Source organism: Tepidanaerobacter sp. EBM-38 (assembly GCA_001896545.1).
In the GTDB taxonomy this organism is placed as follows: domain Bacteria; phylum Bacillota; class Thermosediminibacteria; order Thermosediminibacterales; family Tepidanaerobacteraceae; genus Tepidanaerobacter.
This window is the reverse complement of sequence record MPOT01000025.1, coordinates 148,486-158,487: the sequence shown is the minus strand read 5'-3', so window position 1 is coordinate 158,487 and position 10,002 is coordinate 148,486. Positions and strand designations below refer to the sequence as shown.

General features: G+C 41.4%; 11 protein-coding genes, 1 pseudogene and 1 riboswitch. All 12 genes and pseudogenes read right to left on the bottom strand.

Annotated elements, in window-relative coordinates:
• The coding region (locus BUC45_RS02610; protein ID WP_296970082.1) for a cobalt-precorrin 5A hydrolase at positions 1-897 on the bottom strand (897 nt) is incomplete at its 3' end.
• Complete coding sequence (gene cobM, locus BUC45_RS02605; protein WP_296970080.1) at positions 866-1,606, bottom strand: precorrin-4 C(11)-methyltransferase; 741 nt, start codon at positions 1,604-1,606, stop codon at positions 866-868. The genes cobM and BUC45_RS02610, both read right to left, overlap by 32 nt.
• On the bottom strand, positions 1,603-2,286 hold the full coding sequence (gene cobI, locus BUC45_RS02600) for a precorrin-2 C(20)-methyltransferase (protein WP_296970078.1): 684 nt from the start codon (positions 2,284-2,286) through the stop codon (positions 1,603-1,605). The genes cobM and cobI overlap by 4 nt, the downstream gene beginning before the upstream one ends.
• On the bottom strand, positions 2,279-2,893 hold the full coding sequence (gene cbiT / locus BUC45_RS02595; RefSeq protein ID WP_296970076.1) for a precorrin-6Y C5,15-methyltransferase (decarboxylating) subunit CbiT: 615 nt from the start codon (positions 2,891-2,893) through the stop codon (positions 2,279-2,281). The genes cobI and cbiT overlap by 8 nt, the downstream gene beginning before the upstream one ends.
• Positions 2,851-3,483, bottom strand: coding sequence for a precorrin-6y C5,15-methyltransferase (decarboxylating) subunit CbiE (gene cbiE, locus BUC45_RS02590; RefSeq protein WP_296970089.1), 633 nt, complete (start codon positions 3,481-3,483; stop codon positions 2,851-2,853). The genes cbiT and cbiE overlap by 43 nt, the downstream gene beginning before the upstream one ends.
• 5 nt (positions 3,484-3,488) lie before the next feature.
• On the bottom strand, positions 3,489-4,592 hold the full coding sequence (gene cbiD / locus BUC45_RS02585; protein ID WP_296970074.1) for a cobalt-precorrin-5B (C(1))-methyltransferase CbiD: 1,104 nt from the start codon (positions 4,590-4,592) through the stop codon (positions 3,489-3,491).
• Positions 4,585-5,238, bottom strand: a complete 654-nt coding sequence (locus BUC45_RS02580) for a precorrin-8X methylmutase (RefSeq protein WP_366749555.1) — start codon at positions 5,236-5,238, stop codon at positions 4,585-4,587. Before BUC45_RS02580 ends, cbiD begins: the two co-directional genes overlap by 8 nt.
• Complete coding sequence (locus BUC45_RS02575) at positions 5,226-5,600, bottom strand: CbiX/SirB N-terminal domain-containing protein (RefSeq protein ID WP_296970070.1); 375 nt, start codon at positions 5,598-5,600, stop codon at positions 5,226-5,228. The genes BUC45_RS02580 and BUC45_RS02575 overlap by 13 nt, the downstream gene beginning before the upstream one ends.
• Positions 5,601-5,604: 4 nt before the next feature.
• Positions 5,605-6,978, bottom strand: coding sequence for a cobyrinate a,c-diamide synthase (locus BUC45_RS02570; protein WP_296970068.1), 1,374 nt, complete (start codon positions 6,976-6,978; stop codon positions 5,605-5,607).
• A 20-nt stretch (positions 6,979-6,998) separates the two neighbouring features.
• On the bottom strand, positions 6,999-7,508 hold the full coding sequence (locus BUC45_RS02565) for a hypothetical protein (RefSeq protein ID WP_296970066.1): 510 nt from the start codon (positions 7,506-7,508) through the stop codon (positions 6,999-7,001).
• Between the two features lie 20 nt (positions 7,509-7,528).
• A pseudogene (locus BUC45_RS02560) lies at positions 7,529-7,975 on the bottom strand (energy-coupling factor ABC transporter permease); the annotation flags it as partial.
• Between the two features lie 208 nt (positions 7,976-8,183).
• Positions 8,184-8,363, bottom strand: a riboswitch (cobalamin riboswitch).
• 353 nt (positions 8,364-8,716) lie between these two features.
• Complete coding sequence (locus BUC45_RS02555) at positions 8,717-9,997, bottom strand: L-serine ammonia-lyase, iron-sulfur-dependent, subunit alpha (RefSeq protein ID WP_296970063.1); 1,281 nt, start codon at positions 9,995-9,997, stop codon at positions 8,717-8,719.
• Between the last annotated feature and the right edge of the window lie 5 nt (positions 9,998-10,002).

Genomic DNA, 10,002 nt, shown 5'->3' with positions numbered 1-10,002 from the left:
TAGTTTAAGCGGCGCATTTAAGCACTCAGACAATTGCAGTATACATTTTTCTTCTCTTTTTATATCCACTGACGCAATACAGCCCACGCTTTTTTCGCTCAAGTTAAAATCCTTTAAAGCCATTTTGACTTGCGCCAGCAGTGCCTCATAAGGCGCGCCCTTTCTTGTGCCTATACCGAGCACTGTATTTTGAGGCCGTAAGATTACGTAAGGTATGGGAGGAGGCAATATTTCTTCATCCGTTATAAATACAGCAGCTTTGGCATCTTTAGGCAAATCATGTGAAAATACTTCTGAGTGCTCTGCAAGATGTGCCAGCTTTTCATATGGAAAGCCTTTTTCCACCGATAATGCCAGCTTCTCACCGTTTACAAGACAGGCGCTCACCTTCGGCAAATCCGAGAAATTGTCAATATAAAGGCCGAGTTTTTTGGCTAAAACATCTATGCTCTCAAAACCCTGAATGTCGCTGGCGGTAGTAATTACCGGCATACATTTTAGAACCCGAGCCACTTTTGATGCAAGTTCATTGGCCCCGCCAAGATGCCCGGAAAGCAAGCTTATAGAAAATCTCCCCTGTTCGTCCACCACTACAACCGCCGGATCCGTTCTTTTGTCGCAAATTACCGGTGCAATCGCCCGAACTGCGATACCGGCAGCTGTTATAAAAATCAGGCCGTCATAGCTTGAAAACATTTGGCGGACAAAATCCTTAAATGAGGTTTTTATCGGAAAATAGTTTTTAAAATCAGCCTCATTTAAAAACCGACTATTTACATAAACATCGCCGCCGATACCTGCTCTGATTTTTTCGGCAATATTTATTCCGTTTTTTGTTATGGCAATAATGGCTACTCTCATCTTCTTATCTATATTCGTGGCTAAATGTTTTATCATAGAGGCATGAAAAGTCATACTCATCACCTAAGAAATTTCCCACCAATATCAGTGCTGTCTTGCAAATTCCAGCTTCTTTTACCTTTTCTGCAATATCCAAAAGAGTACCCTCTACAATCTTTTGGTCTTCCCATGTGGCTTTATATACAACAGCGGCAGGGGCATCTGGACCATAAACCTTTGCCAAGTCTCCTGCAATTTTTTCAATCTGATTTATACTGAGGAAAATAGCCATAGTTGCTTTATGTTTTGCCAAAGCATCTAAGCTTTCCTCTTCGGGAACCGGCGTTCTGCCTTCTACTCTGGTCAGTATGATGGTTTGGCTTTGTCCGGGCACGGTAAGTTCCCGCTTTAATACTGCACTGGCAGCGCTAAATGAGCTGACACCCGGAATTACTTCATATGGTATAGCAAGTTTATCAAGAGCTTCCATCTGCTCCCTTATTGCCCCATAAATAGAAGGGTCCCCAGTATGAAGTCTTGCCACATCCATTCCTCTTTCAAAAGCATCTTTCATGATATCGATAATTTCCTCAAGATTCATCGTAGCGCTGTTATAAATCTTTGCTTCGCCTTTCGCATACTTTAGCAGCTCAGGGTTTACAAGAGAACCTGCATATATGACTACATCGCAACTTTCCAAAAGCTTTTTACCCTTTACCGTAATAAGCTCCACATCGCCGGGACCGGCGCCGATAAAATAAATCACTTTCTATACCTCCAGGCAATAATCAGGGAAAGGTAGCTTACGCCCCTGCCCAAATATTTATCTAAATCAAATTCTATCCTTTCATCTTCCTGACCGCAGTGGGTTATGAGCACTGCGCAAAAGCCGTTTTCCTTTAGAGCTCTTACTACTTCATCGTAATTTCTTGATATTTTCATCAAAATAACATTGTCAAAATCCTTTAGAGTTTTTTCAAGTAATTTTTTATCTTTAACAGGTATTACGGCAAAGGGAGCATCTCCTTCTGCGATGGGGATATTGACTTTAGATGCGGCGGCGCAAAAAGATGTTATCCCCGGAATTGTTTCGACTTCACACCCGCAAAGTCGGGATAATATATATGTATAAGTGCTGTATATCATGGGATCTCCCAACGTTATAAACGCAGTGTCGTTGCCTTCTTGGAGAATTTCTTGAATGGTCTTAACGTTTTTGTCCCAAATATCATTTAGTTTATTTTTATTGCTTATCATGGGAAAATTCATTTCTATAACTTTACAATTGATGTAGGGCTGGGCTATCTTTAAAGCCAAGCTTTCTTTGTCTGCCGCAGGAGCTATGACCATATCCACTTTAGATAAAATCTGTGCGGCTTTCATAGTAATGAGCGCCGGATCTCCCGGCCCCACTCCGATTCCATAAAACTTACCTAATTTATTCATATAAAGGCTCCTCTGCTTTCTTGCTATCTTCGGGTTTTCTTGCTGCAAATATATAAATGGGATTGTGGGCAAGCATCATTGTTTTTCCCTTTACTTGCTTTGAAGTAGAAATATTTGCCAGGGTAATATCCTCATCCCAGCATCTTACCTTAAAAAACCCCTGCAAGCTGCATACGGTATCTATGGCTATGGCATTTGCCACTATAATGCCGCAGGGCGCAAGTCTTTCGGCGGCTGTTTTTAAAATTTCCTCGGTAAAATCCCCGGTTCCGCCTATGAATATGCGATCAGGGCAAGGAAGATTTAAAAGGGCATCAGGCGCTCGTCCGCAAACTATTTCCATATTTTTAAGTCTAAAGGTATTTCGATTCTCTTTGAGCAGCTCTACCGCCTCCGGATTTTTCTCAATTGCAAAGACCCTTCCCTGCTTGCAATGCACTGCTGCTTCCACTGAAACCGAGCCTGTGCCTGCGCCTATATCCCAAACTATGCTGTCGTTTTTGAGCCGCATTTTTGAAAGCGTTAAAACCCTTATCTCTTGCTTTGTCATGGGCACATTGCCTCTTATAAAAAGCTCGTCAGGGATGCCGAATCCATACTGCCACACCTAGTTATCACCACCACATTTAAGTCAAAATTTTGAGTGCTTTCGGCAAGTTCTTCAACCGAAAATTCCCTTATCTTTTCATTTTCATAAGATAGATTTTCTCCCACATATATATTTACATCAACAATACCTGCCTGTCTTAAACTTTGAGCGATGTAGCAAGGGCTATGTATTTTGTCGGTAAGCACTGCTACTGATTTATATTCCTCGACTTTTTTTATAAGCTCCTGTTCTCTGCCGTGAAGGCTTATCACGCAAACATCTTTCATTGGCATCTTAAGTTTTCCCAGCATGTATTGAATACAACTTATGCCGGGAATCACTTCAATCTCCTCTTTCTTTCGCAAGCTGAGTATTTTATCGAGGATGCCATATATTGTCGGATCGCCGGAAGCTAAGACTACTACATTGCCGGGATTGACCAAGGCTTTTTCTAAATCCAATTTGCCATCGAACAATATTTTCGTGCACGAAACCCCTTCACACATTTTAAGCTGCCGCCGGCCGCCTATGATAACATCGGCGGATTGTATCTTTTTTAGAGCAATTGGAGTTATATAGTCAGGATGTCCCGGACCGATGCCTACCACAGTTATCAATTGGAATTTTCCCCTTTCCCATGGGCTTTTGCCAGAAAGCCTCGATTTAATGAAAAAATTTTTACCTCTATATTCAAGCTTTTCCCTGTATACCACATGCAGCGTGCGACAATTCTTTCGGCAATAAATTTACTAAAACTCTCCATATCTATGCCAGCTTTTTCGATAATATTTAGAGCTTCCTGAGTTGTAACAGAATTTAGCAAATTTATCGCCACATCCTTTGTGACTCCAAAACATGCTGCATATGCTGTCATTATCTCACTGCGGGCATCGGCAACTTTCCCCGTTGTATCAAATATGCCTGCGGCTACTTTAATGAGTTTGCCGATATCTCCGATTAACAAAACATCTTTGAAACCATATTCCACTACTTTTTCCAGGGCAAACCCCAGGTAGTTGCCATAGGATACGATAAGCTCCGGATTTTCACCGGATTTTAGTGCATAATTTTTGCCGTAATTGCCCGGCACCAAGATTACTTTTTTATGTCCTTGGGCTGCAAGTATTGACAATTGAACTGCCAGTGTATCCTTTAGGGCCTCGGTGGACATAGGTTCAACTATTCCTGTAGTGCCGATAATCGAAAGCCCTCCCTTAATTCCCAGCATCGGATTAAAAGTCCTTTCGGCAACTTCTTCACCGCCGGGAATGCTTATGGTAAGCCTTACACCACAGCCCTCGGGAAGTACTTTGCAAACTTCGTTTTTTATCATAGCCCGCGGCACCGGATTTATGGCAGGTTCCCCCGGCTTTACTTGAAGGCCGGGTTTTGTGACAATGCCTATTCCGGCGCCGGCGGCAATTATTACCCCTTCTGCGGCGCGCTCTGCCTTGCAGTAGACAATAAGGCCGTCCGTCACATCAGGATCGTCGCCGCCATCTTTTTTAATGCCGCAGCTTGACCAATCTTCCCCTTTTTCAAAATAGGCTATCGGAAGTTTAAGCGGCCAGCCTTTTGGGGTGTCAATTTCAATCTCCCTGGGGATGTTGTCGTGAAAAAGCGCAAAAGTTGCAGCTTTTGCGGCAGCGGCTGCGCAGCTGCCGGTAGTATAGCCGTATCGAAGTTTTTTCCCGTTCTTTACAATATATTTATCCATCTTTAAGAGTTTTCTCCTCAAGACTCATATACATTAGTGCATTAACTATTGCGGCAGCTATGGTGCTGCCTCCCTTTTGTCCTTTTGTAATTATATGTGGAACCGAAAGCTTAGAAAGTTCCTCTTTTGATTCCGCCGCTCCCACAAATCCTACCGGAACGCCGATTATTAAATCAGGATTGGCTTTCCCTTCCCTTATAAGTTCAATCAGCTTAAACAATGCCGTAGGGGCATTCCCTAAAACATAAATCTTTATATCTGGAAATTTGGAGGCCATTATTATGGAGGCCATGGAACGGGTTATGCCCTCGCGATTTGCCATCTCTAGCACCTGCACGTCGTCTACCATGCATAGAACCTCACATCCCAGCTGTTTAAGCGCTTTTTTATTAATTCCTGCTTCGGCCATCCTGGTATCTGTATAGATACGGCATCCTTTTTGTATTGCCAAAATCCCTGCTTCGATTGCACCGGGTGACAATTTTAGCAAATTGGCAAATTCAAAATCTGCCGTAGTGTGGATAACTCTTCGAACAATATTCCAGTCCTTAGAATCAAAATTTGATTTGTCAACATTTTCCTCTATTATCTCAAAGCTCTTTTTCTCTATGCCTTCAGGTGTTTTCACATAGCTTAAATTTCCCATAGTTTTTCTGCAGCCCTTTCGATTAAAATATCTGCAATGCGCTTGTCAAAGCCTATTGGCTTTGCAAGTGAAATTCCCAAATCTGGATAAGCATTTTTCACCTTCATAAGTTCCTCTGGAATATCATACCGTATGTGGTTTCCTTCAAATAAAAACATGGGTACTGCTACCACCTGTCTAGAGCCTTCTTTATAAATTTCATCAAAAGCTTCGCAAATATTCGGGTGGTTAAATTCCATAAAGGCCACTTTTACATCCTTATATAAATTCCTTTTTGCAATTTCTTCACGAACTTGATAGATTACTTCAGTAGTAGATTGGGCTTTACTGCCGTGAGCTAGAATAAGTAAAGTTTTATCCATAATTTTACTCCTTATCATCCATTTGCCTGCATTTACTTAGAAAATTATCCAAAAGCTTAGGATATGCATAAAAATCTATATGCATATAAGAGGCGAGGCAATTTTTATAAGTGTAGCCGCATTGCCACTTACGGTTTTGTTCCGGCTTTCTTATAATATAGCTTGCATTGTTCAAATTACCATTTATCTTAGAATAGTGAAACTCCTGGCCTGTTATTATAGTACCAGAAGGTGCAATAACATTGTCCTTTACCACTTCTGCCGTCACATATCCAAAATTCTGGAGCCTGTCTGTCATTACTGTTTCACAATCAAATATACCGACCATCGGATAAGCCTTGCTGCATCTGTCATAAACAGTCTTTGCAAGATACATCAGACCGCCGCCTTCTGCATATGTGGGAAGGCCTGCATTGATGGTACAAAATATGGAATCCTTCATAGAATTGTTTTGGCTAAGCTGCCAGCCGAAGTTTTCGGGAAAACCTCCTCCTATGTACAAGCCGGATATCCCTTCCGGAAGCTGCGTATCTTTTAAAGGACTAAACGGTACAAGCTTGGCACCTTTTTCTTCGAAAAGCTCCAAGGAAGCGTTATAGTAAAAACAAAAGGCATCATCCATGGCAACTGCGATTTTGGGCTTTTTGTCGCCGGTATCTGCGGATTTGCGATATTCATTAGAGGAGACGGGTATGTGTGCGCTCTCTGCAATTGTAAAAATCCTGGCTAAATCTATATGTTTTTCCACTAAATAATTTAATCTTTCAAGACCTGCTTCAAGGTTTTTCATCTCTTCCGGGGGCATAAGACCCATGGGCCGCTCTGGAATTACAAGTTTTTCATCCTTTGGAAGATAGCCCAGGACACAAAGCCCCGTATCTTTTTCTACGCATTCCTTCAAAAGTTCAAAATGACTATCTCCCCCCACACGATTAAATATAACTCCGGCTAAGTTTAATTCAGGATCAAAATCTTTATAGCCTTTAACCATGGCCGAGGCGCTCCTAGACATGCCGCCGGCATCCGCAACCAATATCACCGGTATGCCTAAAATTTTAGCCACATGAGCGCTACTGGCAAATCCCGAAGAATCTTTGCCGTCAAAAAGCCCCATCACACCTTCTACTATAGAGATATCTCCCCGCGCGGTTTTTTCATAAAATAATTTTACAAGCCTTTCTTCGCCCAGCATATGAAGGTCTAAATTATAGGATGGACTCCCGCTTACGAGTTTATGATAAGCAGGGTCAATATAGTCCGGTCCTACTTTAAACGGCACCACTTTGAGCCTTTTAGAAAGAGCGCCCATTATTCCAAGACTTATGGTGGTCTTGCCGGAACCGCTGTTGGTCCCGGCTATCATTATGCCTCTGTTCATAAATAACCAGTCCTCTTATTTTAAAGTATGCACCTTAAATCCTCTATTGATTTTGGCTGTCTTTTGCTAATGAGTCCTTTTTCAAAAAGTAATTCATATACTTCTAAAAGCATGGGCTTTTGAAGGTCGGCCTGCTTTAGAACTTCATCATTTGCAAAAATTTCTTCCGGAGTTCCCGACTTCAGAAGTTTGCCATCCTTGATGATTAATATATTGTCCGCCCAGCCGTAGGCCAAATTAACATCATGTGTTGAAAGGATTATCTGTTTTCCGCTTTGATGCAGCACATCAAGGGTTTCAAGGAGAATACGGCAGTGCTTGGGATCTAGATAGGCTGTAGGTTCGTTGAATATTATAACACACATGGTTGTTTGAAAAACCTGGAAATATATGAGACTTTGCTCGGCGCTTGCCCCAAAATTTATCACTATAGGTAAAATGCTCATCCCAAGGAAAGCAAGGGGAAGGAAGATTAAGTTCAAATACGTTTTTGGCGATATTTTACCTTTGATGGTTATAATGCATGCCATAAGCAAAATAATCAGACCTCTGGAAAGGCCGCTGCCAGTTGAAAAGATGTAACAACATATGTCATAAGATCTCCTAAAGCTGCTGCCAAAAATACAGCTACGCTTCTTGATGCTCCCATCTTTTTTGCAAGTTTATATGCTATCACGCTCATAACCCAAGGCCCAAACAAGATAGCTCCTAGCCCAACACCTGTAGGGTTAGAACAACTTCCTGTCACTGAAGGCAGTTTCAAGGCCGACAGCACAAAGGCAAATGCTCCAACAAATCCCAGTAGCATTTTATTGCTGGGATCTTCACGGATTAACTTCTTTATTGATGAAAGACCGACAACTACAAAGGGAATTGTAGCTAAATACCATACGGCAGCCCACACAGGCGGTAAAAATCCTTCCATTATGTGCATGGCAAAAGCTGTGCTAGGCATTATACATAATAAAACGGCAATTACGCATATCTTTTTAGTCATTTAAATACCTCCAAATTTAACTTTTATTTTCGTGCCTTCTTTTTTAACATTACTATTTAAAATAAGCAGATTGCCAACCTTGCTCTAATAAAATATCTCATAAATTAAATATCCTATCTTTTACCATTTTAAAAGCCCCTCGACTACCAACATCAAGGGGCTTTATCGCCTAAGCAGTTCAAAGATTACACCTCCCTATCGCTCGTAGGATAGTGAAATCAGCATAGGCAGGTCTCCTGGCTCAGGTTCATCGCTCCTTATGCCTTCCCAGTTTCCCAGTGGCTCAGTATAAGGCAGCTCACCTTTACAGTGGCGGGACCGCGCGGGGTTTTCACCCGACTTCCCTTTTAGTCAATCTTAAGTTGACGCCTACACCTTTGAAATATTTGTTTTTCTAAAGTAATTTCATTATAACAATAAACATCGTTTAATACAAGACGATTTTTTCTTAATATACAATAAATACGGGTCTTTGACAGTTACAACTTTTTAAACACTACTCAAAGCCTTGCAGCCAATGGGTTTTTTATATCAAATTTTATCAAAGCTTAGAGAAATGGAGTTTTTTCAAGTTAAGTGGGAAGATTATATTCCAACTTATATCGTGATGATTTAACTGATGATTAGCGGTGAAGTATTTGGCTTTAGAATCGATTATCAAATCGTGTCTACAGGGTTTTTTTAGGTATGCTAAAATCTTTCATGACCCATTGTCGTCCTTTTAATAATTTTATAATATTGCTATTGGCCTAGCATAATTTTCAATACTTCAACATCAGTTGCTTTCATTCCATCGTGCCCTAATCTTCCAACAGCAGCTATGGTATCTTCCACAGTTTCTTTTATGATACCGGAATTGGTTTCAAAGGCCGTGCCCCTCATTGCCAGAAAATGTGCCATAATTGCTGCGTCAAGTCCTGATGCAATCTTAGCTGCGCAGGAACTTTTTGCTCCGTCGCAAACGATCCCCGAAACATTGCCAAGAGTGTTCGTTATAGTTCTTTCAATCTGTTTCAGGGTACCACCGGCAAGATATGTTATACCGGCTCCACTTCCACAGGCTGCACAGACAGCTCCACAATAGGCTGATAACCTGCCCATCGCACTTCTCAGGTGGATAGTAATAAGATTTGATAACACTAATCCACGGTACATCTTTTCCTGATCAATCTTTTTTTCTTGTGCATAGATAATTACCGGTAGTGACGTGGTCATCCCCTGATTTCCACTGCCGGAATTGGTAACAACAGGTAAATTACACCCATTCATCCTTGCATCTGAGCCGGCTGCAGCATAAGCGCGGATTTTGGTAAATGTGTTATCTCCGTAACATTCTATAAGCATTTTACCTACACCGCATCCATAATTACCGTTAATCCCCTCCCGTGCTATCGACAGATTATACTCAATCTGCCCCTTTAAAAGATCAACTATATCTTCCAGTTTCACTGTGTTTGCAAAATCAAATATGTCCCTTACATTGAGTGTGCTTCTATCTGTAGAAAACCCATTAAGGTTTTCCCCTTTGCATTTCTTTTGAAAAATTAGCTTTCCGTCTTTCTCTATTCTAGTGATGTTGGTATGGGTATGTTTGATTTCAACTGAAGCTTCATTATCTGCATACATAACCTGTATAACAATATGCAGGTTAGCATCGGACTTGAGCATTTCAACCCGGCAGATGTCTGTCTGCATTAATTCTTTTATCTTTGCAATATCTGACTCTGTGAGCTCCTCCAACAGACTCATTTCTTTTGTGCTATCTCCTACAAGAATACCTGCCAAAGCACTAGCTATAATGCCCTTTAAATTCCCGGTGTTGGGCACAATTACTGACTTGGCATTTTTTATAATATTCCCGCTACATCTTACAATCACCTTGTCTGGAAAGCTTCCAAGCACCTCACGGGCTCTAGCCGCAGCATAAGCAATTGCAATCGGTTCAGTGCATCCCAGTGCCGGCACCAGTTCTTCTTTAAGAATAGAAATATAAGCTTGATATTTTTCTTTGTCTAAAGCCAACTCTA

Coding starts and splice junctions, on each gene's coding strand:
- cobI (WP_296970078.1), bottom strand. CDS start 2,286: ATGAATAAATTAGGTAAGTTTTATGGAATCGGAGTGGGGCCGGGAGAT.
- cbiD (WP_296970074.1), bottom strand. CDS start 4,592: ATGGATAAATATATTGTAAAGAACGGGAAAAAACTTCGATACGGCTAT.
- BUC45_RS02580 (WP_366749555.1), bottom strand. CDS start 5,238: ATGGGAAATTTAAGCTATGTGAAAACACCTGAAGGCATAGAGAAAAAG.
- BUC45_RS02575 (WP_296970070.1), bottom strand. CDS start 5,600: ATGGATAAAACTTTACTTATTCTAGCTCACGGCAGTAAAGCCCAATCT.
- BUC45_RS02570 (WP_296970068.1), bottom strand. CDS start 6,978: ATGAACAGAGGCATAATGATAGCCGGGACCAACAGCGGTTCCGGCAAG.
- BUC45_RS02565 (WP_296970066.1), bottom strand. CDS start 7,508: ATGGCATGCATTATAACCATCAAAGGTAAAATATCGCCAAAAACGTAT.